Genomic DNA, 24,868 nt, shown 5'->3' with positions numbered 1-24,868 from the left:
GAGTGTTGGGCTTGTTCCGGCGTGGACTGGGAGGGGATTTGCGCGCTGCCATCGAACACATGATGCCTCGACGCGTCCCGAATTGCGCGATGCCCTCTGGCAGGTTCGGAACCGATTCGTTGCCGGGCACGTCGCCCCAGTAGGTAATGTTGCGTTCGGGAGTGGGGCTATGACGGAAGATGGCAAGCCAGTGGCAGACGACGAGCAGCCGCAGGGGAACGCGGGGACCCCGGCGCAACCGCCGCCCCAGCCGTCGGAAGAGGCAGGGCGCGGCCGGATCCGGTACCAGGATGCCGAGCACACGACTCCGCGCGAGCCGACGCTGGCGGAGCAGCGCGCCCGCATCGCCGCCGAGAAGCGCCGCGAAGACCAGCACCGGGCCGGGCTGGAGGCCGCGGAGGCCAAGACGAAGAAGCGGCGCCGCCTGATGATCGGTGGCGGCGCGACGGTCGGCGTCGTGGCGCTGGTGGCCGCGATGTACACCGCGTCGGAAGTCAGCAACGAGGCCAACGCCACCCAGGAGTACTGCGCCACGGACCAGTCGGGCCAGCCCGGCAACCGCGACCAGGACCAGTACTGCGACGAGAACTACGTGAACTCGCACGGCGGCTACGTGAGCGGCGGCATGTTCTTCATGCCGATCTTCCTGCCTACCGGGGGCTTCGGCGGCTACAACTCCTACCGCTACGCGTACACGCCGTCTGGCGTGTCGGCGCCGCCGATCGGCTCGCCGGCCTCCGGGTCGAGCTTCACCAAGCCGTCCGGTTCGACGATCAAGGACACTAGCGGCAAGACCATCCAGCGGGGTGGGTTCGGCATCAGCAGCAAGAGCGGCAGTAGCGGGAGCTGACGAGTGCGTCGCAGGACCACGGCACGACGACCGGACTGGCAGGCCAAGGTCGAGGAGCTCGGGCTCGTCTTCGGCACGCCCGCGCGCGCGGCGGACGGCACAGCGCGGCCTTACTGGGACGAGGGCGTGCACTACGAGTTCAGCCTCGACGAGGTGCTGTCGCTGGAGGCGGACGTCGAGCTGCTGCACTCGATGTGCCTGGACGCCGTCGATCACGTCATCATCACGGAGCGCTACAAGGACTTCGGCATCCCGGAGTGGGTCTGGCCGCACATCGCCGAGTCCTGGAAGCGCCACGACCCGCACCTCTACGGCCGGTTCGACCTGCGCTACGACGGCACCGGCCCGGCGAAGCTGCTGGAATACAACGCCGACACCCCGACCTCGCTGCTGGAGGCGGCGGTCGTGCAGTGGCACTGGCTGACCGAGTGCCACGAGGGCGACGACCAGTGGAACTCCATCCACGAGACGCTCGTCGAGCGCTGGGGCGAGATCACCAAGCAGCTGGCCACCAACGAGGTGCACTTCACTTGGTCGTCCGCGGACGTCACCGGCGAGGACAACATCACCGCGGCCTACCTGCAGGAGACCGCGGCCGAGGCCGGGCTGGACACCGTCGGCCTGCCGATCGAGGAGATCGGCTGGGACAGCCTGCTTAAGCGCTTCGTCGACCTGGAAGAAGCGCCGGTGAACTCGGTCGTCAAGATCTACCCCTGGGAGTGGATGGTCGGCGACGACTTCGGCAAGCACGCCGTCAAGACGCTGCCGGCCACCCAGTGGGTCGAGCCGCTCTGGAAGATGCTGCTGTCCAACAAGGCGCTGCTGGCGGTCCTGTGGGAGATGCACCCGGGGCACCCCAACCTGTTGCCGACGTTCCTGGACCAGCCCGGCCTGCTCACCGAGTACGTGCGAAAGCCCCGCCTGGGGCGCGAGGGCAACAACATCGCGGTCGTCGCGCCGGGCTGGGAGACCGAGACCGGCGGGGTGTACGGCGAGGAGGGCTACGTCTACCAGGCCTTCGACCCGCTGCCGGAGTTCGACGGGATGCGCCCGGCCCTCGGGGCATGGGTGGTCGGCGACTCGTCGGCGGGCCTCGGCATCCGCGAGACGGCGGGCCTGATCACCGACGACGGCGCGGCCTTCGTGCCGCACCGCATCCCCGCGAGCTCCTGACCCCATACCCTGATCGCCGCAGGACGCACCCTGCGGGTGGGTCTCTTGCGGTGGGCGGCTACGCTGACCAGCTGTGATCGACCTGAAGACGCTACGCGATGATCCGGAAGCGGTGCGCGCTTCGCAGCGCGCGCGAGGAGAGGACGCGTCCCTGGTGGACGCGCTGCTGTCCGCCGACGAGCGTCGCAGGTCCGCGGTGTCCCGGGCGGACAACCTGCGCGCGGAGCAGAAGCAGCTCGGCAAGCAGGTCGGCAAGGCCAAGGGCGAGGAGCGCGAGGCCCTGCTGACCCGGGCCAAGGAGCTCGCCGCGCAGGTCAAGGAGGCCGAGGCGGAGCAGTCGGCGGCCGACGAGGAGCTGCTGCGGTCGCAGAAGGCCGTGTCCAACGTCGTCGAGGCCGACGTGCCGCCGGGCGGCGAGGACGACTACGCCGTGCTCAAGCACGTCGGGGTGCCGCGCGAGTTCGACTTCGAGATCAAGGACCACGTCGAGCTGGGCACGGCCATCGGCGCCTTCGACATGGAGCGCGGCGCGAAGGTCGCCGGCGCCCGCTTCTACTTCCTGACCGGCATCGGTGCGCAGCTGGAGCTGGCGCTGCTGAACATGGCCGCCGCGCAGGCCGCCGCCGCCGGTTTCACCCTGGTCGTGCCGCCGGTGCTGGTTCGCCCGGAGATCATGGAGGGCACCGGGTTCCTCGGCGCGCACGCCACCGAGGTGTACCGGTTGGAGGAGGACGACCTGTACCTGGTCGGCACCTCCGAGGTCCCGCTGGCGGGCTACCACTCGGGCGAGATCGTGGACTTCTCCACCGGGCCGCTGCGCTACGCGGGCTGGTCGACGTGCTTCCGCCGGGAGGCCGGTTCCTACGGCCGGGACACCCGCGGCATCATCCGGGTGCACCAGTTCAACAAGCTGGAGATGTTCGTCTACTGCCGGGAGGACGAGGCCCGCGACGAGCACCAGCGGCTGCTGGCCTGGGAAGAGGAGATGCTCGCCAAGATCGAGGTGCCCTACCGGGTGATCGACACGGCGGCCGGGGACCTCGGCGCCAGCGCGGCCCGCAAGTTCGACTGCGAGGCGTGGGTGCCGAGCCAGCAGACCTACCGCGAGCTGACCTCGACGTCGAACTGCACCACGTTCCAGGCGCGGCGGCTGAACACCCGCTACCGCGACGAGGACGGCCGCCCGCAGATCGCCGCCACGCTCAACGGCACGCTGGCCACCACCCGGTGGATCGTCGCGATCCTGGAGAACCACCAGCAGCCGGACGGCTCGGTGCGGGTGCCCGAGGCACTGCGCCCGTTCCTCGGCGGCCGCGAGGTCCTCGAACCCAAGTGATCACCCAGGCCGGGGGCTGATTTCCAGGCTCGTCTCACGTGTCGGTGCGTGCGGCGGCCCCTGCGGGAATTACGGCCCCCCTGCGGGAATTACGGTCGTCGTCCGGACTCCGTCCTACGCAATTTCCATTGAGGTGATCTCAGTAGGGGGTTATGCGAGTCGGCCGTGTTCGAATTGGGTGAGTACGAGTGCGGCTTTGACGATGGTGCCGATTTTGCGGGGGCTGGTGGTGAAGTGTCGTAGGGCGCGCCAACGGCCGGTGAGCAGGGCGAATCCGCGTTCGCCGAGGGCGCGCAGGCCGCGCAGCAGTTTGTTGTAGGTCTGGTTGTCGACGTCGAGTGGGCGGCCTTTGCTGGTTTTGGGGTGTTTGATCGGGGTGAGGACCCCGGCTCCGGCACCCTGGTAGCCGCCGTCGGCCAGGGTGGGCAGGTCGAGCTGGGAGTAAGCCCAGTACAGGGCGCCGAGGACGTGGTTTTCAGCGGCGGTGATGTCGTGGACGGACCCGGGCTCGACGTCGGAGACCCACAGCGGGAACCCGTCCGGGTCCGTCAGTGCTTGGATGTTGCCGGCTTGTTCGCGGGTTTTCCCGGAGTACCACAGGTCGATCTCGGTGTCTTTGGCGCTGGTGGTCTTTTCGCCGAGACGGTCGGAGGAGAAGTTTTTGCCGTCCAGGATCAGATAGGCGTCGCCGTTGTCTTTGGCCCGTTGCAGGGCGTCGTGCAGATCCGGGGCCTGCGCGGCCAGCGCCTCGATGCCCTCGTCGACATACCGGTAGCCGGTCGCGCGGGCGACACCGTGATCGCGGGCCAGTTTGGTGGTGTCGGTGCGGTCGCGGAACCACCGCAGGACCAGCACAGCCTGCCAGAACGTGGTCAACGCCCGGCGCCCCTTGCGGGTCCCTTTCCGGCGGCGTTCACCGGCCAGCAGCTTGCTGAGGAAGAGCACCAGTTCACGGGGAACATCGAGTTTGGTACGTGACCACGTGGGGCCTTCCCTGGTCGAAGATCGTTTCTTGGTCGAACTTCTTCTACCAGGGACCCCACGTCCCACTCTCCCCAGGCCAGCCCTACCCGATCACACACCCATTCCGGCAGGCCGCCTTCAGCCACTTCTTACCGAGATCACCTCATTGAAATCGGACCTTAGATTTCAATGGAAATTGCGAACCCCGCGACGCGCTCATGGGTCCTGACCAGTGGGTTCAGGCCGCCTTGGTGATCTCGGCGGCGAGGCCGCGGTCGAGGGTCGCCCGGACCAGGGCGGCCGCCAGGCGGGCGAGCTCGTGCCCTTCGACGAGGCCCGCGAGCCGGTTCGAATCGGTGGGCAGGCCGAGCTTCTCCGCGCCCGCCAACGCCTTCTTGTCGAAGAACGGCCGGACCTCGGGCCACACCAGCTGCACCTCGCGGCAGAAGATGTCCGCGCCCACCGGCCCGAGCCGGGGAAGTTCGGTGAGCTTCTCCTGCAGTAGGTCGATGTCCCCGTCGGCCTTCGCGCGCATCCGCCGGAGATCCCCGTGGTACCGGTCGATCAGCAGCTGCGCGCCCTTGCCGAGCGCCGTGGACGTGCTCTCGTCGTACCGCGCGTAGTGCCCGCGGTCGAGCGCGTCGACCCGCTGCTGCCAGGTCGCGTCGCACATCTTCTGCGGCGTCCCGAACTCGGCCAGTTCGCGCGCGGCCGATACCGCCAGTTCCGCCTTGATCCGGGTGGACATCAGCATCGACAGCACCAGCAACCGGTACAGCGGGGCGGGTTTGTTCGCCAACGAGATCCCGGCCTGGGCCGCATAGGTGGTGCCCGCCTCGTCCAGCAGGAATTGCACGACGTTCTTCACCGACATCGCGACCACCTCCTGCCGGAGAGGCCTACCCGGCAGCTCCCGGGGGCACACCTGCGGTTGCGGCCCGGCTTACGGTGGGGCGTGTCCAACCCCCTGGTGGCGCGCAGGCCCTCGCACTGGCCGGTCTCGCGACCGGATCCGCCGGCTGCGGCTGGGCTCGTGGGCTGGACCAGGTCGATCTTGCCGGGCAGGCGGAGCTGGACCTCGAGCACCTGGTGAGCGTGGAGCGTGGCGAGGCGACGCCGTCCTTGGACGTGCCGGCCCGGCTGGCGACCGCGCCGGACGTCGGGCTGTCCGAGCTGTTCACCGACGACAAGCCAGGCCCGGCCGTGATGGTTTTGCGCGGGAACGAGGCGCCGACGGTCGACACCGACGGCATGGCGCTGCAGGTGTTGACGCCGCGTCTGCTGGGTGCCCCAGAACCGGGGGCCTCCCGCGCCGATTCGGTGGCCTGCGGCTGGCCCGTCGCGGGAGAGCCGGGCGTGCCGCTGGGTGCTTGCGAGCAACCTGCGGTCACGAGTGCGGTCAGTGCGAGCGCGGCGAACGGCAGAACGGTGAATCGGCGAGTACGCCCCCATGTAGTGCTTTGCATGCTCCGTGCGATGCGTCGGCGCGTGCTCGGGTTGTCACGGGTAGATCACAGTTCGGGCAGGACCTCCGAGGCGATCTCCTCGACAGTGGTCTCCTTGCCCGCGTACGGCTCCTCGGTGCGTGGCCAATGCGTGATGACGTCGGTGAAACCGAGCTCCGCGGCCCGGCCGACCACGTCCCGGAAGTAGTCCACACTGGACATCGAGTAGGCCGGTGCGGCGTCCACCTGCAGGTACTTGTCGACATTCGCCGGGTCGCGGCCCTGTTCGGCGAGCACTTCGGCGAACCGCAGCGACAGCTCGGCGACCGACCGCCACCAGGTCTCCACGTCGTCGGCAGGCCGGCCGGTGGTGACCCAGCCCTGGCCGTACTCCGCTGCCAACCGCATCGACCGCGGCCCGTTGGCGGCGATCACGAACGGCATCCGGGGCAGCTGCGCGCAGCCGGGCGCCCGGTGAGCTTGGACGGCCGTGTAGTACTCGCCGGAGTAGTCGGTGCAGTCTTGGGTGAGGATCTGGTCGAGCAGCTCGACGAACTCGGTGAACCGGTCGACGCGCTGCCCGGCGGTGAGTTCGGCGCGGCCCAGCACGTGCGCGTCGAAACCGATGCCGCCCGCGCCGATGCCGAGCGTGATGCGGCCGTCGGCGATGTCGTCCAGCGCGGTCAGCTCGCGCGCGAAGTGCGCGGGGTGCCGGAAGTTCGGCGACGCGACCAGGGTGCCCAGCCGGATCGTCGAGGTGAGCGTGGCGGCCGCGGTCAACGTCGGAACCGCGTCGAACCACGGCTTGTCCACCAGGGACCGCCAACCGAGGTGGTCGTAGGTCCAGGCGTGGGCGAAGCCGTACTCCTCGGCCATCCGCCACAGCGGCTCGGCAGCCCACCAACGGTGTTCGGGCAGAATCACGATCCCAACTCGCACGCCGTTGACCGTACTGGTCGAGCCCCGCCCTTATCGACCCGATCAGGTGATGCGGAAAGTGGCGCGGGTCGCGTAACAGGGGCCCGGGCCTCCCGTGCGACGACCGGGACCGGGCAGGATGACTGGGTGCGCAAACCTGGCCTGGTGGCATCGGACGTGGACGGAACCCTGCTCGACCCGATGGAGCGGGTGAGCCCGCGAACCGCGCGGACGGTGCAGCGGGTGGTGGCGTCGGGCACGCCGTTCGTGCTGGTCACCGGGCGTCCGCCGCGCTGGATGCCGATGGTCGTCGATGGGCTGGGCGTGTCCGGGATGGCGGTTTGCGCGAACGGTGCGGTGCTCTACGACGCGTCCGCCGACCGGGTGCTGCACAGCCACGTGATCGACCCGGTGCTGCTGCACGACGTGGCCCGCGAGCTGCGGCACGGGCTGCCGGGCTGCGCCTTCGCGGTGGAGCGGACCACCGACGGCGCGCGGGACCGGCCCCACGAGCAGTTCCTCGCCGAGGCCGATTTCCGCCGGGTGTGGCCGAATTCGGACATCCACGTGGCCGGCGCGGGCGAGCTGACCGGTAAGGCCGCGGTCAAGCTGCTGGTCCTGCACGAGCACATGACCAGCGCGGAGATGGCGGCGGCGGCCGGCGAGGTGCTCGGCTCGCAGCTCCAGCTGACCTACTCGACGACGGCCGGGCTGATCGAGCTGTCCGCGGCGGGCGTCGACAAGGCGACCGGCCTGGCGGCGGTGGCCGAGGAGCTGGGCGTGGACCAGGCTGACGTGATCGCCTTCGGCGACATGCCCAACGACGTTTCGATGCTGAAGTGGGCGGGCCACGGCGTGGCGATGCGCAACGCCCACCCGGAGGCCCTGGAGGTGGCAGACGAGGTCACGGCAACCAACGCCGAAGACGGCGTGGCGCACGTCCTCGACCGCTGGTGGTGACCGCAGTTTCATTTGAAACTGCGGTCAACCGGTCATGGCCGGTAGTCGCGTTGCATGGCTGTTGCGCGGGCCCGGATCTTGTCGAGCTGCTCGTAGCCGCGCTGCCCCGGACAGGCCGTCTTGCTCACGTCGCGGTGGCCGAAGATCGTCGGTAGCGGAACCGCCGCGCCGGGCGGGAAGTGCGAGTTGTTCGCGGGCCCGGCGATCAGCTCGATGCGGCCGTCCGCGGGAATCCTGGCGGTGTTCAGCTTCCACGCGCTGATCGCCGCGACCGACTCGATGGTGGCGCCGGAAGGCGCGATGCGGTCGTAGTTGCCCATCATCGACACGCCGAACGTCCCGCCGTTGAAGCCCCGCGCGTGGCCGCCGATGATGTCGTCGCGCAGCCCGCCGGCGCGGCCCTCGAAGATCGTGCCGCACTTGTCGACCAGGGCGTGGTAGCCGATGTCGCCCCACTTCAGCTCGACGGCGTGGTAGCGGTAGATCGCCCGCACGATGTCGGCCGACCGGCCGCAGTCGTAGTCGTTGGTCCCGGCGGTGTGGTGCACCACGACCGCCTTGGTCTCGGTGCGCTCCGGCGGCCAGGTCATCTGGCTCTCGTCGGCGCCCCACTGCGCGCGGCCGACGACCGGCGGCTGCCCCGGGGCGCTCGACCGGGGTGGCGCGGCGGGTGCGGAGCCCGGGTTGATCGCGACGAGTTCCAGCTCGCCGGTCACGTCCGCGCCCGCCCGGCTGGCCCGCACCTCGGCGGTGTCGGCGCGCCCGGTCCACAGCGGTTCGCTGCCCTGCGCCGCGTCGATCGCTTCCAGCTCCGACCACGGGCTCCAGCCGGCGGCGCTCCGGGTGCGCACCTCGACGCGGTCTGGCGCGGGGCCGCGCCAGGTGATGCCGACCAGGTCGAAAACCCCGCCGGGATGCACTTCCCGCGTTGCGTCGCGGTTCATCGGCGCGTCGCGCAACGCGATTCGGGTGCTGGTCGTCTCGGGGGTCTCCGCCGCGCTCGCACCGGGCAGTGCGGTCGTGGTGAGCAAGAGGACGATCGGGACGCTGAACCGGAGACGCATTGGCGATACCTCGCTTCCGCGACGGCGATCGGGGCGGCATACGTGAGGCGAGTATCCGGTGGGTCCGGATCCTCCGCTGGTCAACTGCTCTGTCCGAGTGACCACGACCCGGCGTCCCCTGTGGACGATTCCCGCGATTTCAATGGAAATCAGAGGTCCGATTTCCATTGAAATCGCGGAACACCGGTGTGTCGGTCCGCGACACACCGGAGGATGTGGACAACTTCTACGATTTCAATGGAAATCGTCGGTTCGATTTCAATGGAAGTTGCGGGGCGCCTGGACCCCGGAAGCGGATGTAGGCGACCGCCGCCGCGATCAGGAAGCCGATGCCGATCAGCGTGTAGGCATTGCCGACGACCTGCTGCGAGAACGTCCAGTCCAGCTCGCGGTCCTCGGTGTTCGGCAGGTACCACTGCGGGCCGGCGAGGACCGTCAGCGCGCACAACCCGACGGTCAGCAGCACGCCGTACCAGCGGTGCCGCAACGACATGGCGAACAGCAGCGCGAGCGTCGGCCCGGCCCAGACCCAGTGGTGCGACCAGGAGATCGGCGACACCAGCAGCACCAGCACGGCGTTGAGCATCAGCGCCAGCGGCACGTTCGCCATCCGCAGCGCGTATCGCATGCCGAGCACCGCGTGCGCCAGCAGCAGCACCGAACCGAGGACCCACAGGGAGTTCAGCTCGAACCCGGTCAGCGACTGCTTCGCCAGCAGGCTGCGCAACGTGAGGTTGCCGGCGTAGACGGTGCCGAAGGAGTCCCCGGTGGACAGCATCTTGTCCAGCCACCAGTCCGCCGAGTCCTTCGGCGCGGCGACCAGCCCGATCAGCACGGTGGCGGCGAACGTCAGGCCCGTCACGGCCATCGCGCGGTAGTCCCGGCGCAGCAGGAACAGCAGCAGGAACCCGAGCGGCGTCAGCTTGATCGCCGCCGCGATGCCCACCAGCAACCCGCGCGGCCACCTGGTGCGCGGCAGCAGGCAGTCGGCCGCGACCAGCGCCATCAGCACCAGGTTGATCTGACCGTAGTTGATCGTCTCGCGGGCCGGCTCGATCAGCGTGAACCACCCCATCAGCACCGCGGTGGCCACCGCCACCAGCCCGGCGCGCGGCGCGAGGTAGTCCGACGAGCGGGCCAGCGAGTAGGCAGTGACGAGGATCGCGATGTGCGACAGCACCGCCACCAGCACGACCGCGCCGTCCACCGACAGCCAGGTCAGCGGGATGAACAGCAGTGCCGCGAACGGCGGGTAGATGAACGGCAGCGTGCCGGAGTCCGGGCTCTCCGGCGTCAGGCCGTCGCCGTACACCTGGTAACCGTTCAGCCACGCCCGGGCACCGAGCCGGTAGATCTCGGTGTCCATGTAGCCGCGGGTGTCGATCCAGTGCACGAACCAGATCGCGAGTACCTCGATCACGACCGCCGCGACCAGCAGGAACCGCCCATCACGCGCGCGTGCCAAGCCGATGCTCACCATCCCAGGATCAGGCCCCGCTACCGCGCCGGTTACCGGCCCGCGGCGGCTGCGGGGCGAGTCGACGCCGCGCGCGATGCTACCCGCGGCACGACTCGCCGGTCGCGTCGCCTGACGGGTAATAACAGTCGCGAATAGCTGCGGACGGTACTCGCGGAATCATCGATTGTATGAAGAAAGGCCTGATCAAGGGTGGGGAGGCCGCTGAGCGAGGCGATATCGACACGCCACGTAGCTATGCGTAGCGGCGAACGTCAACGCGGTTTCGGGCCGGTGGTTTGCCCCCGCTACCCTCGACGGCTGTGAGCTTCGCAGGCTATGACCTGATCGTTGTTGGTTCCGGATTCTTCGGCCTCACGATCGCAGAGCGCGCCGCCACCCAGCTGGACAAGCGGGTGCTGGTGCTGGACCGACGTGACCACATCGGGGGCAACGCCTACTCGGAGGCGGAGCCCGAGACGGGTATCGAGGTGCACCGCTACGGCGCCCACCTCTTCCACACCTCGAACAAACGGGTCTGGGACTACGTGAACCAGTTCACCGAGTTCACGGACTATCAGCACCGGGTGTTCACCAAGTACCAGGGGCAGATTTACTCGCTCCCGATGAACTTGGGCTTGTTGTGCCAGTTCTTCGGCCGCTCGTTCACCCCGGACGAGGCGAAGGCGCTGGTCGCCGAGCAGGCGTCCGAGATCAACACCGCGGACGCGCAGAACCTGGAGGAGAAGGCCATCTCGCTGATCGGCCGCCCGCTGTACGAGGCGTTCATGCGCGGGTACACGGCCAAGCAGTGGCAGACCGACCCCAAGGAACTGCCCGCGGCCATCATCAGCCGCCTGCCGGTCCGCTACAACTTCAACAACCGGTACTTCAACGACAGCTTCGAGGGCCTGCCGGTCGACGGCTACACGGCCTGGCTGCAGAAGATGGCCGATCACCCGAACATCGAGGTCCGGCTGAGCACCGACTTCTTCGACGTGCGCGCCGAGCTGCCGGCCGACGTTCCGGTCGTCTACACCGGCCCGCTGGACCGCTACTTCGACTTCGTCGAGGGCGAGCTGGGCTGGCGCACCCTGGACTTCGAGACCGAGGTCGTGCAGACCGAGGACTTCCAGGGCACGTCGGTGATGAACTACGCCGACGAGGACGTCGCGTACACCCGGATCCACGAGTTCCGGCACTTCCACCCGGAGCGCGACTACTACCCGAAGGACAAGACGGTCATCGTCCGCGAGTACTCGCGGTCCGCGGAAAGCGGCGACGAACCGTACTACCCGATCAACACCCCGGCGGACCGGCAGAAGCTGGAGGCCTACCGCGAGCTGGCCAAGAAGGAGGCCAAGGAGCGCAAGGTCGTCTTCGGCGGACGGCTCGGGACCTACAAGTACCTGGACATGCACATGGCCATCGGTTCGGCGCTGAGCATGTTCGACAACAAGATCGCCCCTTACTTCACCGAGGGTCGTTCGCTGGACGGCTCGCTGGAGGACTGACGTGACCGACCGGACCCCCCGAGAGGACCGTGCTGCCGCCGCGGGCGAGAGCAAGCTCAGCGACGTGACGTCGGTGCGCTCCGGAACCGCCGACGTGGCGCCCGAGCAGGTGCTGCAGCGCGTAGTGTTCCCGCGCAGCGAGGACCCGCTGGACGTGCGTCCGCTGTACATCGACGAGCCCGCGGCGCTGGACAGCTCCGCGACGGTCGTGTCGCGGCGCCGCCTGCTGGTGCCCTCGCACCGCAAGATCTCCCTGGCGTCCTACTTCAACGCCTTCCCGGCCAGTTACTGGAAGCGTTGGACAAAGGTCGACGAGGTTGTGCTGCGGCTGAAGGTGAAGGGGGCCGGTCGGCTCGACGTCTACCGCTCGAAGGCCAACGGCGACAGCGTCCACCTGAAGGGCACCCCGGTGGCCAGCGACGACTGGAAGTCGCTGGAGTTCCGGGTGTCGCTGACGCCGTTCGAGGACGGCGGGTGGATCTGGTTCGACCTGTTCACCAACGACGCCCCGCTGGAGATCGATGAGGCGGCGTGGACCACCGACGTCCCGCTGTCCAAGCAGAAGGTGCTGATCGGCACCACCACGATCCGGCCCGCCGACTGCGTGCTCGCGCTGCAGACGCTGGGCGAGGACCCGCAGGTGATGGACGTCGTCGAGCGGGTCGTGGTGGCAGACCAGGGCCCGCAGAAGATCCGCGACACCCAGGGCTTCGACGAGGCCGCCCGGCGGATCGGCGACAAGCTGCACGTGATCGAGCAGGACAACCTCGGCGGCTCCGGCGGCTTCACCCGGGTCATGTACGAGGGCGTCCACAACTCGGACGCCGCGCAGGTCATGGTCATCGACGACGACATCGCGCTGGAGCCGGACGGCGTGCTGCGGGCGAACGCGTTCGCGCGCGCCGCCTCGAACCCGGTGATCGTCGGCGGCCAGATGCTGAACCTGCAGGCCCGCTCGCGGCTGCACACCATGGGTGAGGTCGTCGACCTCGCCAATGGCATCTGGCGGGCCGCGCCGGGCGCGGTCACCGACCACGACTTCGCCAAGAAGCCGCTGCGCAAGACCACCAAGCTGCACCAGCGCATCCACTCCACCTACAACGGCTGGTGGATGTGCCTGTTCCCGCGCGAGGTCATCGAACGCACCGGGTTGCCGCTGCCGCTGTTCATCAAGCACGACGACTCGGAGTACTCGCTGCGCGCGGGCGGGCACGGGTTCCCGACGGTGACGCTGCCGGGCGCGGCAATCTGGCACATGCCGTGGACCGACAAGAACGACGCCACGGACTGGACTTCGTACTTCCACACGCGCAACCGGCTGATCCTGGCCGCGCTGCACAGCCCGGAGGAAGTCAAGACCAACATCGTCAAGCAGGGCCTCAAGCTCACGCTCCGGCACCTGCTGTCGATGGAGTACTCGACGGTCGCGGTGCAGCAGAAGGCGATTGAGGACTTCATGGCGGGCCCGGAGGGGCTGTTCGACAGCCTCCGCTCGGCGCTGCCGGAGGTCCGCGAGCTGCGCAAGGACTACGACGATGCCAAGACGCTGCCGTCGGCCCGCGAGTTCCCGCCGCCGTCGGCGGACCCGATCATGGCCGAGGGCCTGCTCAAGCCGCCGGTGAACCCGGCGGTGATCGCGGCCCGCGCATCGAAGGCGCTGCTGCACAACCTCAAGGAGCCGACGAAGTCGGCCACCGACCGGCCCCAGCTGAACGTGCCCGCCGCCAGCGCACGGTGGTTCCTGCTGGGCAACCTGGACAGCGCGACCGTGTCGAACGCCGACGGCAGCGGGGTGGCGTTCCGGCGCCGCGACCCGGAGGAGTTCCGCCGACTCGGGATGCGCGCGCTGGCGAACTACAAGCGGCTGGCGCGGGAGTGGGGGCGGCTGCGGTCCGCCTACCGCGACGCGTTGCCCGAGCTGACCAGTGCGGAGTCCTGGAAACAGGTCTTCGACCAGAAGTGACCCCGACACCCGGAGACGATGTGGCAGAGCTGACGACGGCGACCGCCCCCGAAGAACCGGCCGCCGCACCCACCGACGAGGCACCGGCAGCGGTCACCCCCGAGACCGTCGCGCTGCGCAAGGTGCAGGGCGCGCTGGCGAAGCCGGCGGTGGTCAAGACCGCCCAGGCGATGTCGCTGTTTGGCGAGCACGCCGGCGGCTGGCTGGCCATCGGCGCGGTCGGCGCGCTGGTGGACCGCAAGCGCCGCGGCGAGTGGCTGACCGCCGCCGTCGGGGTCGCCGCCGCGCACGCGGCGTCGATCGCGGTCAAGCGCGTGGTGCGGCGCCGCCGCCCCGCCGACCCCGAGGTCCAGGTGCTGGTGGGCACGCCGAGCAAGCTGAGCTTCCCGTCCTCGCACGCGACGTCCACGACGGCCGCCGCGGTGCTCTACGGCGGGTTGACGGGCAAGAAGCTGACCCCGGTGCTGGTGCCGCCGATGATGGTCAGCCGGCTTGTCCTGGGGGTTCATTATCCGAGCGATGTGGTCGCCGGTTCGGCGCTCGGCGGTGCCGTGGCGTGGGGCGTGCGGCGATTCATGAGACGGCGGAGGAACCGTGGCTGACAAGAACGAAACCGAGGTCGATACCGGGAAGCCCGACGCCCCGGCCGAGGCCGACGCGGAAGGCAGCAACGGTGCCCAGGTCGGCGACGCGGTGCTGACCGGCGCCGACAAGTCCGACGAGCCCGGCGACGAGGCGAAGTCCGGCGAGACCGCGCAGGAGAAGCGGGTGGAGGTCGAGGCGGACGCGGAAGGCACCATTGGCGCAGAGTTCGGCGACGAGGCGCTTGAGGTGCCGTCGGCCAAGTCCGACGACATCAAGGACAAGTCCTCGGACGCCTACCACGCGAAGGTGACCGCCAAGGCGGGCACCACGGCGGGCCTGGTCTCCGGCCTGGTCAAGGAGCTGCGCCCCAAGCAGTGGGTGAAGAACGTCCTGGTCCTGACCGTTCCGTTCGCGGCGGGCGAGATCCTGAACCCGGGCATCCTGGGGCACGCGGTGATCGCGTTCCTCGTGTTCTCGATGGCCGCGTCCGGCATCTACTTCGTCAACGACGCGATCGACGTCGAGGCCGACCGCCAGCACCCGACGAAGCGGAACCGCCCGATCGCCGCCGGCCTGATCCCGGTGCCGATCGCGTACGCGGCGTGCGTGCTGCTGCTGGGCGGTTCGCTGGTGATCTCGGCCCTGACCAGCACGCCGCTGCTGGTCGTGATGGCGGTCTACATCCTGGTGCAGCTGGGCTACTGCTTCGGCCTGAAGCACCAGCCGGTGATCGACCTGTGCATCGTGGCGTCCGGCTTCCTGCTGCGCGCCATCGCCGGTGGTGCCGCTGCGAACCTGGTCATCACGCAATGGTTTTACCTGATCGTGGCGTTCGGCTCGCTGTTCATGGTGGCGGGCAAGCGCTACGCGGAGGTCAAGCTGGCGATGGAGACCGGCGCGAAGATCCGCAAGTCGCTGAAGGCGTACTCGCCGTCCTACCTGCGGTTCGTGTGGGCGATCGCGGCGGCCATCACGATCATGTGCTACGCGCTGTGGGCGTACGACATCCGGGAGTTCGAGTCGTCCCGCTGGGGCCTGATCTCGATCATCCCGATGGTGGTGGCGATCCTGCGGTACGCGGTGGACATCGACAAGGGCGTGGCGGGCGAGCCGGAGGAAGTGGTCCTGAAGGACAAGGTCCTGATGGTCCTCGGCGTGATCCTCGCCGGCTGCCTGTTCCTGGCGTTCTACCTGTAAGTCCAGCACTCCAGCGCCCCCGACCGCACACCGGTCGGGGGCGCTGTCGTTTTCGGCGCAGCCTGCTGACCAACCAGACCATTGGGCGAGTTGGGCAGAATGTCCAGGTGCCTGGTAGGAGGAGGGCGCGATGAGCGGTGTGGCGTGGCCGGACCGTCTGCTGTCCTTGGAAGATTGGGCCGCGCTTCCCGAGGACAACAGCCATCGCGTTGAACTCATCGAAGGGACCCTCCACGTAAGTCCTCGGCCGGTGTCCGATCACCAGTGGGCATCGATGGAGCTCGGTTACCAGCTGCGAGCGCAGCTTCCCAAATCCCTCGTCGCGTTGCCCGAGGTCGAGGTCGTATTGTTCGAGCACCTGGCCACAGTGCGGATTCCCGATTTCATCGTTGTTCCCGTCGAACTGGCCAGAGTAAGCCCGGCCCGCTACCGAGCATCGGACTTGGTGCTCGCGGTTGAGGTGGTCTCGCCAGGATCGGGGAGGACCGATCGGATCTGCAAGCTCGCCGGGTATGCCGAGGCCGGTGTTACCAACTACTGGATAGTGGATCTAGACAAGCCGACCAGCCTGGCCGCGTATGTGCTCAAGGACGGTCGTTACGTCCTGGTCACCGAAAGCGCGACGACCATGGCGATGGAGTCGCCGGTTGCGTTGACCGTCGACCGCCGCACTGTTGCCGCGGGGCGCCTTGGCCCAGATGACGCGCGTGCTCGCCATCGAGGGCGGTCGGAAGGGCTTCCGCTCCAACGCCGTGCTCCCCGGGGTCATCGCGCTTCATCACCGGCGCGGGATCCGCTGTTTCGCCGCCCCGCCGCCCTTCGGCACGCCGGGGCCCGTCACCCGGGCTGGCGCCAATTTCGCGAGAAATTGACCGTCACCCGGGTGACGGTCAATTTCTCGCGAAATTGCACCGGGTTCACTCCAGGTCGAGGCTCAGGCGGTTGGTCACTTCGTGGGCCATCGCTATTGCGTAGGACTGGCCCCTGTCCTGCGGGTAGATCTGGGACATCGTCGCCAGGGTCACGCCGGGCATCGCCGTGTGGTGGCCGGGGATCAGGGACCGGTACTGCGGCGTCACGATCGGTTGGGCGAAGCCCGCCTTGGAGAAGTGCCAGTCGAGGATCCAGGACCGGTCGAAGTCCGGGTTCAGCTTGCGCAGCCAGGGGATGTAGCGCTCCAGCAGTTCGGCCGGATCGGTGGTGAACCGCCAGTCCTCGCGCGGCACGTAGTTGCCGACGTAGACGATGTGCCGCCCGCCGTACTCGCTGCGGTCGACCATGTTGGTGTGCTCGACGACCGCCAGGAACGGGAACGCCGGGTCGTTGATGTTCAGCCAGTAGTGCGGGATGACGCTGCGGTCGCACTCCAGGACGAAGCAGGTCGCGCCGAGGTACTGGTTCTGCCACAGCACGTGGTCCGATGCGATCCCGGCGGCCTTCGCGAACACCGGTTGCGGCACGGTCACGATCAGCCTGTCGAACTCGTAGCTGCTGCCGTCCCCGGCGCCCACCAGCACCGTCGCGCCGGGCTGGCGGATCGACTCGACCGGCTTGCCGAACTCCACCTTCCCGCCGCGTTCGGTCACCGCGTCCAGCAGCGCCCGGTACACCTGCTCGAAACCGCCGTGCACGTAACCGAGTTCGAAGGTCCGGTAGTGGATCCGCGCCCACAACCAGGCCATCGAGATCTGCTCGGCGTGGGCACCGAACTTGCCGGTCAGCAGCGGCTCCCAGATCGTCTCGGTGACGCGCGGTCCGGCCCAACGGCGCATCCAGTCCAGCGCCCGCACCGAGTTGAACCGCTGTCCATTTCGGACGAACTTAAGCACCGCCGACGACGCCCCGAAGCGGCACCGGTCCAGCAGCGAGAACTTCGGGAACCGCAGCATCTCCTGCGGCGTGCCGAAGTCGTGCAGCTCCCCGTCGATGTACACGCCGGTGCTGGGCTTGTGGAACCGCAGCAGGTGCCCCAGGCCGAGCTCCTCGACCAGCTCGATTATCGCCCGGTCGGTGCGGAAGCTGTGGTGGTAGAAGCGCTCCAGCGGCGTCCCGCCGACCTCGATCGACGCCGCCAGCCCGCCCAGTTCCGTGGACGCCTCCAGCACCGTCACGTCGTGCCCGGCCTTCACCGTGTCGAACGCCGCAGTCAAACCGGTCGCGCCCGCCCCGACGACGCCTACTCTCATCCGAAGCTCCACTTCTTGTTGATCGAGTACTGGAAGATCAGCACCACCGGCAGCGAACCGGCCTTGACCAGGTTCGGGTCGATGCCCAGCCAGCCGGAGAACACCTGCAGCAGCACGAACGCCCACGCGATCCCGGCCACGCCGACGGCGTAGAACCGCAGGAACCGCACCAGGATCCGGTCCCGCTTGCGGAAGTTGAACAACGTGTTGAGCACGAAGTTGTTGGTGATCCCGGCCGTCGTGCTGATCGCGTTCGCGAGCTGCTCGTGCAGCCCGACAGCGTTGAACAGCAGCAGGAACAGCAGGTAGTCCAGCAGCACGCCGCTGGCGCCGATCAACGCGTAGCGCAGCAGCGACCGGCTGATCAGCCGGTCGCTGCCGCCGATCGGTTCAGTCTTCGTCATGCGAGATCACGTTCCGCACTATGTAGAGGGGGCGCTGCTGCACCTCGTGATAGATCCGGCCGACGTAGCTGCCGATGACCCCCAGCGACAGCATCTGCAGCCCGCCCAGGAACAGCATCGCGACCATCAGCATGGTCCACCCGGAGACCGTGATCGAGGGGAAGAACAGCCGCAGCGTCACCGCGTAGATGATGCCGAGCATCGCCAGGCCCAGCGTGATGAACCCGATCCGGGTGATCAGCTTCAGCGGCACGGTGGAGAAGCTGGTGACCCCGTCGGCGGCCAGTCGCATCATCTTCCGCATCGGGTACTTGGTCTCGCCGGCCATCCGATCGTCGCGGTCGAAGAGCACCTCGCGCTGCTCGAACCCCATCGAGGCGACCATGCCCCGGATGAACCGGCTGCGTTCCCGGAATCCCCGCAGCTCCTCGGCGGCGCGCCGGTCGAGCAGCCGGAAGTCGCCGGTGTCCACCGGGATGTCCACCTCGGCGCAGCGCCGCAGCACCCGGTAGTAGGTGTGCGCGGTGGCGCGCTTGAACGGGGTGTCGCGGCGGGTGCGCCGCCGGGCGGACACGATCTCCGCACCGGACAGCCAAGTGTCGATCAGCTCCAGGCTGACCCGCGGCGGGTCCTGCAGGTCGGTGTCCATCACGATCACCGCGTCGCCCTGCGCGTGGTCCAGCCCTGCGGTGATGGCGATCTGGTGGCCGAAGTTGCGGGCGAAGTCCACCACCCGCACGCGCGGGTCGTTCTTGGCCAGGTCCCGCAGTGCGTCCAGCGATCCGTCCGCGGAGCCGTCGTTGACGTAGATGAACTCGTAGTCGAATTCGGGGCGGCTGGCCGTGGTCTCGACGAGCTCCTCGTGGAACCGGCGGATGCCCGCCACCTCGTTGTAGACCGGCAGCACGTAGGAGATCAGCGGCGGCGCGCCCTCGCGGGTGGCCTGCCGCTGATGCGGCACCGGAATCCGGACCTGTTGGCGCATCGTGTCGGCCATGGTCACTCCCCTCGCCATCCCCACCGTGGAACAGGAACGCTCTGCATGCCGCAGTCGTTGCCCGGCATCGGGTAATCCACCACGATCAGGTGGCCCCACTCGGCGTAGTCGGGGTTTTCCCGGCCCCCACCAGCCGCGTGGACATCTCCTCCCAGGTGCCGGTCTCGCGCGCTCCGCCGATGCTCCGCTCGTAGGGGGCAGTCCCGCCGAATCCCTGGCCCGCAGGCAGGTTGCCCAGGTACGCGGGTGGTTCCGCCAGGTATCTGGCCATCGGCGAGGCGTAGGAGTGATGACCATGTGGTCGGCGATGCCGCAGCTGCCGAGGCCCCCGTACTGAGAGTGCGGGAATTGTGTTTTCCAGCGAATGTCTGCGCCGCTGCGAACACGGCCAGCGGGTGCACAGCAATCCGACCACCGCGGCCGGTCGGAGGCTAGCCGACGTGCACGGACAGCGATCAACACCACACCCGCTGTCAGGGTAGCGGCTCCGATCCCGATCAGCACGCCAAATTTGTGCGTCCATTCGGAGGGTGTTGCGATCACCGCTGCGGGTTCTCAGACATCGTCTGGCGAGGACAGTCCCGACGCGGCGGATGGAAACAGCCGCCTGTACAACCTGTTTGAGAACTCGTTCCGCGTGCCGGTGAAACGGCGGACCTACGGCAGTGGTGACGATTTCGCGCGAGAAATCGCCCCAGCCACACGACCGTCACGCCGTTTCGCCGCCTCGACAGCACCGGCTCGCCCCAAACACATCCCGGTGCCACCTCATCCAAAACACCTCTACCGCAGCCCAACGCGCTCACGCCACTCGACCAGGCGAAACCTGCGGTCAGTGCGCCTCGAACGGGTAGGCGGGGTCGCCGTCGGCGCCGCCGATACGTTCGCGGTGCCGCGTCGTCGCGTAGGCGTCACGGTCGATCGGGTAGCGGACGTAGTAGAGGTGGCCCCAGGTGTTGCCGGGGGCGTGGCGCAGGCGGGTGGGGAGCTCGAGCCGCTGGGACAGCATCGGCACCCCGGCGAACACGCCGCCCATGTCGGGCCCGAACGCCATCGAGCCCTCGCCGGCGGGCGGTGTGATCAGCATCCGAGGGCTGGTCGCGACGCCGTGCGACACCTGCGGGTAGTTGAAGAGGCAGGGGAAGACGAAGCTCATCGGCCAGTCGATCAGCGCCGGTTCCCGCCCTTCGAGCGCCTGCCGCAGCGGCACCACGTCCCGGACTGCGGGGCCGCTGACGGTCAGCCACCCCTGGTCGTCGCTGGTGCGGTCCTCGGCGCGCACCCGCACCCGCTCGGCCCCGGCCGGGATCGCGTCGGGCTCGACCGTGAGCAGCCGCCAACCGCGGAAGTTCCGCCAGTCGATCGGCCGGCCGTGACGCGGGTCGTCGAACGGCAGATCCGTCGGCGGTGGATCACGCAGCTCGCGCGTCGCCACCTGCCGCCCGCCGGCCGTGCCGAACTCCAGGGCCAGCGAGTTGCCCTGCTCGGGCCGACCCGAGACCCACAGCGACAGCGTCTGGTCGCCGGTGAGTCCGGGCAGGCCGAACCAGGCTGAGGTCAGTGAGCCGGTCGTCTGCGGTCCACCCGTCGTGCTGGTCCAGGCGAACTGGCTCGCCGACGTCGACGCCACCTCGCCCTCGGGTGCCTTCGGGTCGTCGGGCTTCTCCGCCTGCAACGGCTCGCCCGAGCGCTCTTCGCGCAGGTCGGGCTCCTGCGGCGGCGCGCCACCCGCGGTGAAGCCGTCGAGTTCGGCGGTCCCGGCCACCGGCATCAGCCGCTTGGCGATCGGCAGCGTCTCGATCTCGCTCTCCAACCCGCAGCTGTTGGCCCGGATGCTCTGCCAGTTCATCCGGGCGATGGAGAAGCGGTCGCCCATCGTCTGTGGCGCGGCGATGAAAGATCCGATCAGCACCGCCACCGACGCCAGCGCCGCCAACCCCAGCACCGACGACGGCATGACCGTCCACATGAGACCGACGGGGCCGGGCTGCTTCGGCAGCTTCGTGCGGATCCGGACGAAGCCGAAGGTGAGCACGCCGACCGCCGCACCCGTCGCGAGCCACAGCGCCGGGTTGTCCATCGGCAGGTCGGGCCGGACGGGCATGTCGGACCACGGCATCGCCAGGTTCGACTGCGACGGCCAGGCGTTCGGTCCCATGAACGCCAGGCTCGCGGCCACCGACGCGGCGATCCCACCGAACACGCCGACCAGCCGCGCTTCCCGCTTGGCGTGGTCGAGCCGGCCGACCCGCCCCAGCAGCACGACCGTCACCGCGAGCAGCGCGGAGCCGACCCCGGCGAGCGCCCCGAAGTGGTGCGTCCACTTCGACGGCGTCAACCACATCGCCACCAAGACAGCGGCTACGGCGCCGAGCAGCATCGGCAGGTCGGTCAGCCTGGTCCACCGGTGCACCTGCCGCATCGCGCACGCCGCAGCGACCAGCACGGCCGTCACGACGAGGAACACCACCATCCGCTTGCCGGCGGCGCCCCACATGCCCGTGCCGAGCAGGTTCGCGTACCGGTCGAACTCCTGGTACCAGCCGAGGCTGGGCCCGAACTCGTCGTGGATCGCGGTCGCCTGCCGGACCCCGCCCAGCGTCGAGTCGGCGAACATCGCCACCACGCCGACCGATCCCACGCAGCCGAGCAGCACGACGCGCATGGGCACGCTGATCCAACGCGGCAGCGCGCCCCGCTCCACCAGCACCCGGCCGATGCGCGGCGCGAACACGATCACGGTGATCAGCGCGCTGACGCCGGTCGGCGTGACCGCCACCGTCAGCCCGGCGATCAGCGCGGCGACGCCGAGCCAGAAGTGCGGTGCCCGCGTCCGGGACATCTTCAGCAGGGCCGCGACCAGCGCGGACGTGCCGAGCGCGACGAACGGCTCCGGCCGGATGCCCAACCCGAACGGCAGCCAGCAGGCCAGGAAGAACACCGCCGCGAGCAGGTGCAGCGGCAGGCGCCGGGTGCCCCGGCACACCGGCGCGACGATGCCGCGGCTGACGACGATCCAGGTCAGCAGCCCGGCGATCGTGCTGGGCACGCGCAGCCAGGCGGGCGCGAGGCTGTCCGCCGAAACCCACCGCATCAGGTGCTGGACCAGTGTGAACGGGGTTTCGGAGGCGTTGAACCAGCGGTAGTAGTTGCCGATGTCGCCGGCCACGTCGTAGTTGCGGACGGTCATCATCGCGAAGCCGTCATCGTCCGTGAGCGGCCCGATGACCAGCCATCCCGCCAGTACCGCGGCGACCGCGGCATCGACCGGCAGGAGCAGCGGCCGCAGGCGGATCGCGCCGAATACCGGTGGGGCGTGGACGAACAGCAGGACCAGCGACACGAGCGCGAGCACCAGCGTGGCCGTGATCAGGGTGCTCTTGCTGTCGGTCGGCGAGGTGTCGAACCAGGAGAAGGTGCAGGCGGTCACCGACATCCCGGCCAGCTGCGCGGGTTCGAGATCGGTGGCGAAAGTGAAGATCTCCGGCGCGGCCACCCCGGGCAGCACGATCGGAGGTCGGCCGCCCGGGGTCACCACGGATTGCCCGGAGTCCGCGTGGATCGCCAGGTCGCAGGTGCCGGGCGGCAGCGGCACCTGATGCTGGTCGAGCACGAGCTCGGGTTTCCCGTCGCGGGTGGCCAGGACCAGGCCTTCGCGGGCGCTGCCCGGCGGCAGGGTGGTCAGGACCGTGGTCCGCTCCGGCCGGTCGAGCGCGGCGCGCAGCACCGGGCACGGCACGGACGCGTCGAACGAAGCTGGGCGGTAGGGCGCGAAGAACGCGGTCGTGGACTCGGCACCTGTCCAGCTGACCTCGGTGCGGTCCACCCAGACCGGTGCCAGCGGAAGGGCGAGCGCGCAGCCGAGCCCGACGATGCCGACGCAGCACGCCAGCAGGTGCACCAGCCACTGGCCGAGCCGGGACCGCTTGGGGCGGTCGGCTTCGACGGGCCGCGGTTCGGCCGGGGGATCGAGTTGCGCCGAGCTGCTCCAGTACTTCACCGCGCTCCTCGTAGATCGGAAATGCGTCGCCGGTCATCCTGACGAAACCTGCTCTCGCCGCTGGTGGTGGCGCGCCGAATTCGTCCAGCCGATTGACGATCTGCATCCCGCGCAGGTTGCCCGCGTGTAGGCAACGCCCAGGGCCGGTTCGGCGTGCATGTGTCGAGCAGACGGGAGTGGCAGGTGGATGTTGCCGAGATCGTGGTGGAACGGCCGGAGCGGGCGTGGGTCAGGGTGCCGGTCTGGCCGCTGGTGATCGGCGTCGTGTCCGGAGCGGTGTTCTGGGTCGTCCACGGTGCCCTGATCGACGACAGCTACATAACCCTGAGCTACGCCCGGAATCTGGCGTTCCACGGCCATTGGGGGCTGATCGGCGCCGAGGTCTCGAACTCCGCGACCGCCCCCCTGAACGTCCTGGTGCTCGCCGCGGCCATCGAGGTGGTGCGGGAGCCGGTGGTGGCGCTGGGAGTGGTGTTCGTGCTGGCCAACGTCGCGCTCTCGGCGTTCCTCGGCAGCGCGGCGCGGACCAGCGGATTCCCCGGTTGGATCGGGTCGCTGGGAGCGCTGCTGGTCGCGGCGAACCCGCTGGTGCTGTCCACGGTGGGGCTGGAGATGACGCTGGCCTCGGCCCTTCTCGGTTTGCTGCTGCTGGCGGCGGTGCGGCGCCGACCGGTGCTGTTCGGCCTCGCCGCCGGATTGCTGGCCCTGACGAGGCTGGATCTCGGCGTGTTCGTGCTGGTGGTGCTGATCGGCCGGCCGAGCCTGTGGCGCGGCTGGTGGCGCTGGCTGCTGACGGCCGCCGCGGTCGCGTTGCCGTGGTTCACCTTCAGCTGGTTTTACTTCGGATCGGCGGTCCCGGACACGCTGGTGATCAAGCAGTTGCAGAAGTCCTGGGGCGACTGGGACTTCAGCAACGGGCTGGAGCTCTACCACGAAGCTTTCCCGACAGCGGTGGTGGTTTCGCTGATCCCGGCAGTGCTCGGCCTGGCGTGCCTGCCGGTCGTGTGCGTGCTGCGGGTGTTCCGCCGCGCCGCACTGCTTTGGCCTTGGGCGCTGATCGGTCTCGGCGCCGTCGCGCACTACTACGTCTACACGCTCCTCGGGGTTCCGCCGTACCACTGGTACTACGCGCCGAGCCTGATCGGCCTGTCATTGCTGCTCATCGGCGTTCTCGGCGCGGTCCGGTGGCCCTTCGCGGCTGTGGTGGGGTGTGCGGTGTTCGCCGCGCAGGCGTGGTTCAGCGGGCAGCAGGGGCTGCCGTGGCGCGAAGCGGCGATCACGACGAACTGGGCGACCCCGGCCGACTACGCGCACATCGGCGCCGAACTCGGACGGATCGTCGGCGACCGCACCGTTTCCAGCCCGGGCGAAATCGGCGCGCTCGCGTACCACTGCGACTGCGCGATCGTCGACGGGTTCTCGGACCGCGGCTACCTGGCGCCCCAGATCGAGCAGCGCCTGGCCGACGCGACCCCGTTCGTCCGCGCGTTGCTGGAGTTCAACTACCGACACTTCACCCCGACCGAACCGCGCCCAATCGAGGTCGTCCTCCGCCGCGAGCCCGGCCCCGGCCCGGACCTGCTCTGGAACATCGCCTCGACCTGGGCGGAACCCGCCCACCTGGTCCTGGAACCCGTTCCGGCCGGTCGAGTCCCGTGAGCCATAGAGCCTGTTCCAGGCTCGTTCTGAGTGGCGGAGCGGGTAGCGGCCCCCTGCGGGAATTACGGCCCCCCTGCGGGAATTACGGTCGCCGTCTGGCCTGCGTCCTACGCAATTTCCATTGAAATCGGACCGGCGATTTCAATGGAAATTGCGGCCTCCCCGCCGAAAGCCGACGGGGTGAGCACGGCCTGAGAA

Annotated in this window: 19 protein-coding genes and 1 pseudogene; 10 read left to right on the top strand and 10 right to left on the bottom strand. The window is 69.0% G+C overall.

What is annotated here, in order from left to right; translation table 11 throughout:
• The first annotated feature begins 190 nt into the window (after positions 1-190).
• The 3 genes from DL519_RS29565 (at position 191) to serS (ending at position 3,359) form a co-directional block, all read left to right on the top strand.
• Complete coding sequence (locus tag DL519_RS29565) at positions 191-850, top strand: hypothetical protein (RefSeq protein ID WP_223839707.1); 660 nt, start codon at positions 191-193, stop codon at positions 848-850.
• Positions 851-853: 3 nt separating this feature from the next.
• Positions 854-2,023, top strand: coding sequence for a glutathionylspermidine synthase family protein (locus DL519_RS29560; protein ID WP_190819630.1), 1,170 nt, complete (start codon positions 854-856; stop codon positions 2,021-2,023).
• 73 nt (positions 2,024-2,096) lie between these two features.
• Complete coding sequence (gene serS, locus DL519_RS29555) at positions 2,097-3,359, top strand: serine--tRNA ligase (protein WP_190819629.1); 1,263 nt, start codon at positions 2,097-2,099, stop codon at positions 3,357-3,359.
• 150 nt (positions 3,360-3,509) lie between these two features.
• On the opposite strand, the gene DL519_RS29550 is transcribed toward serS, so the two are convergent.
• The 3 genes from DL519_RS29550 to DL519_RS29540 all read right to left on the bottom strand — a co-directional run bounded on the left by DL519_RS29550 (position 3,510) and on the right by DL519_RS29540 (position 6,706).
• Entirely contained in the window at positions 3,510-4,307 is a 798-nt protein-coding gene (locus DL519_RS29550; protein ID WP_190824290.1) for a transposase family protein, read from the bottom strand.
• A 253-nt stretch (positions 4,308-4,560) separates the two neighbouring features.
• Positions 4,561-5,196, bottom strand: coding sequence for an endonuclease (locus DL519_RS29545; protein ID WP_190819628.1), 636 nt, complete (start codon positions 5,194-5,196; stop codon positions 4,561-4,563).
• A gap of 637 nt (positions 5,197-5,833) precedes the next feature.
• A complete protein-coding gene (locus DL519_RS29540) occupies positions 5,834-6,706 on the bottom strand; it encodes an LLM class flavin-dependent oxidoreductase (RefSeq protein WP_223839705.1) in 873 nt (290 codons plus the stop codon).
• Positions 6,707-6,832: 126 nt separating this feature from the next.
• Here DL519_RS29540 and DL519_RS29535 point away from each other — a divergent pair, with 126 nt between their 5' ends.
• Positions 6,833-7,645 (top strand): HAD family hydrolase, encoded by an 813-nt coding sequence (locus DL519_RS29535; RefSeq protein WP_190819627.1) that lies wholly within the window; start codon positions 6,833-6,835, stop codon positions 7,643-7,645.
• A 32-nt stretch (positions 7,646-7,677) separates the two neighbouring features.
• Here DL519_RS29535 and DL519_RS29530 read toward each other — a convergent pair whose 3' ends face one another.
• On the bottom strand, positions 7,678-8,709 hold the full coding sequence (locus tag DL519_RS29530) for an N-acetylmuramoyl-L-alanine amidase (RefSeq protein ID WP_190819625.1): 1,032 nt from the start codon (positions 8,707-8,709) through the stop codon (positions 7,678-7,680).
• 226 nt (positions 8,710-8,935) lie between these two features.
• Positions 8,936-10,174, bottom strand: coding sequence for a glycosyltransferase 87 family protein (locus tag DL519_RS29525; RefSeq protein ID WP_223839702.1), 1,239 nt, complete (start codon positions 10,172-10,174; stop codon positions 8,936-8,938).
• 314 nt (positions 10,175-10,488) lie between these two features.
• Here DL519_RS29525 and glf point away from each other — a divergent pair, with 314 nt between their 5' ends.
• The 5 genes and pseudogenes from glf to DL519_RS50430 form a co-directional block, all read left to right on the top strand.
• Positions 10,489-11,679 carry a UDP-galactopyranose mutase gene (gene glf / locus DL519_RS29520; RefSeq protein ID WP_190819621.1) on the top strand — a complete coding sequence of 397 codons (1,191 nt, stop codon included), beginning with the start codon at positions 10,489-10,491 and terminating at the stop codon, positions 11,677-11,679.
• A 1-nt stretch (position 11,680) separates the two neighbouring features.
• Positions 11,681-13,642, top strand: coding sequence for a glycosyltransferase (locus DL519_RS29515; protein WP_190819619.1), 1,962 nt, complete (start codon positions 11,681-11,683; stop codon positions 13,640-13,642).
• 20 nt (positions 13,643-13,662) lie between these two features.
• On the top strand, positions 13,663-14,244 hold the full coding sequence (locus DL519_RS29510; protein ID WP_397544986.1) for a phosphatase PAP2 family protein: 582 nt from the start codon (positions 13,663-13,665) through the stop codon (positions 14,242-14,244).
• Between the two features lie 229 nt (positions 14,245-14,473).
• A complete protein-coding gene (locus DL519_RS29505) occupies positions 14,474-15,424 on the top strand; it encodes a decaprenyl-phosphate phosphoribosyltransferase (protein ID WP_449619148.1) in 951 nt (316 codons plus the stop codon).
• 130 nt (positions 15,425-15,554) lie between these two features.
• A pseudogene (locus tag DL519_RS50430) lies at positions 15,555-16,028 on the top strand (Uma2 family endonuclease); the annotation flags it as partial.
• A gap of 313 nt (positions 16,029-16,341) precedes the next feature.
• On the opposite strand, the gene DL519_RS29500 reads toward DL519_RS50430, so the two are convergent.
• The 5 genes from DL519_RS29500 to DL519_RS29480 all read right to left on the bottom strand — a co-directional run bounded on the left by DL519_RS29500 (position 16,342) and on the right by DL519_RS29480 (position 23,011).
• Complete coding sequence (locus DL519_RS29500; protein WP_190819616.1) at positions 16,342-17,610, bottom strand: NAD(P)/FAD-dependent oxidoreductase; 1,269 nt, start codon at positions 17,608-17,610, stop codon at positions 16,342-16,344.
• Positions 17,607-18,014: a GtrA family protein gene (locus DL519_RS29495; RefSeq protein WP_190819615.1), complete on the bottom strand. Its 408-nt coding sequence runs from the start codon at positions 18,012-18,014 to the stop codon at positions 17,607-17,609. The genes DL519_RS29500 and DL519_RS29495 overlap by 4 nt, the downstream gene beginning before the upstream one ends.
• A complete protein-coding gene (locus DL519_RS29490) occupies positions 18,001-19,011 on the bottom strand; it encodes a glycosyltransferase family 2 protein (protein ID WP_190819614.1) in 1,011 nt (336 codons plus the stop codon). Before DL519_RS29490 ends, DL519_RS29495 begins: the two co-directional genes overlap by 14 nt.
• A gap of 85 nt (positions 19,012-19,096) precedes the next feature.
• Positions 19,097-19,282: a hypothetical protein gene (locus DL519_RS29485; RefSeq protein ID WP_190819613.1), complete on the bottom strand. Its 186-nt coding sequence runs from the start codon at positions 19,280-19,282 to the stop codon at positions 19,097-19,099.
• 561 nt (positions 19,283-19,843) lie between these two features.
• Positions 19,844-23,011: an arabinosyltransferase domain-containing protein gene (locus tag DL519_RS29480; protein WP_190819611.1), complete on the bottom strand. Its 3,168-nt coding sequence runs from the start codon at positions 23,009-23,011 to the stop codon at positions 19,844-19,846.
• Positions 23,012-23,194: 183 nt separating this feature from the next.
• Between DL519_RS29480 and DL519_RS29475 the strand changes: the two genes are divergently transcribed.
• Entirely contained in the window at positions 23,195-24,670 is a 1,476-nt protein-coding gene (locus tag DL519_RS29475) for a hypothetical protein (protein WP_190819609.1), read from the top strand.
• The last annotated feature ends 198 nt before the right edge of the window (positions 24,671-24,868 follow it).

This window comes from Saccharopolyspora pogona (assembly GCF_014697215.1).
GTDB classification, from domain to species: Bacteria; Actinomycetota; Actinomycetes; order Mycobacteriales; family Pseudonocardiaceae; genus Saccharopolyspora; species Saccharopolyspora hattusasensis.
The sequence above is the reverse complement of the archived record's forward strand: the minus strand, read 5'-3'. Positions and strand labels throughout refer to the sequence as shown.

Excerpts from the sequence above, each read along its gene's own strand:
- DL519_RS29545 (WP_190819628.1), bottom strand. The coding sequence starts at position 5,196 with ATGTCGGTGAAGAACGTCGTGCAATTCCTGCTGGACGAGGCGGGCACC.
- DL519_RS29530 (WP_190819625.1), bottom strand. The coding sequence starts at position 8,709 with ATGCGTCTCCGGTTCAGCGTCCCGATCGTCCTCTTGCTCACCACGACC.
- DL519_RS29495 (WP_190819615.1), bottom strand. The coding sequence starts at position 18,014 with ATGACGAAGACTGAACCGATCGGCGGCAGCGACCGGCTGATCAGCCGG.
- DL519_RS29485 (WP_190819613.1), bottom strand. The coding sequence starts at position 19,282 with ATGGCCAGATACCTGGCGGAACCACCCGCGTACCTGGGCAACCTGCCT.
- DL519_RS29500 (WP_190819616.1), bottom strand. The coding sequence starts at position 17,610 with ATGAGAGTAGGCGTCGTCGGGGCGGGCGCGACCGGTTTGACTGCGGCG.
- DL519_RS29490 (WP_190819614.1), bottom strand. The coding sequence starts at position 19,011 with ATGGCCGACACGATGCGCCAACAGGTCCGGATTCCGGTGCCGCATCAG.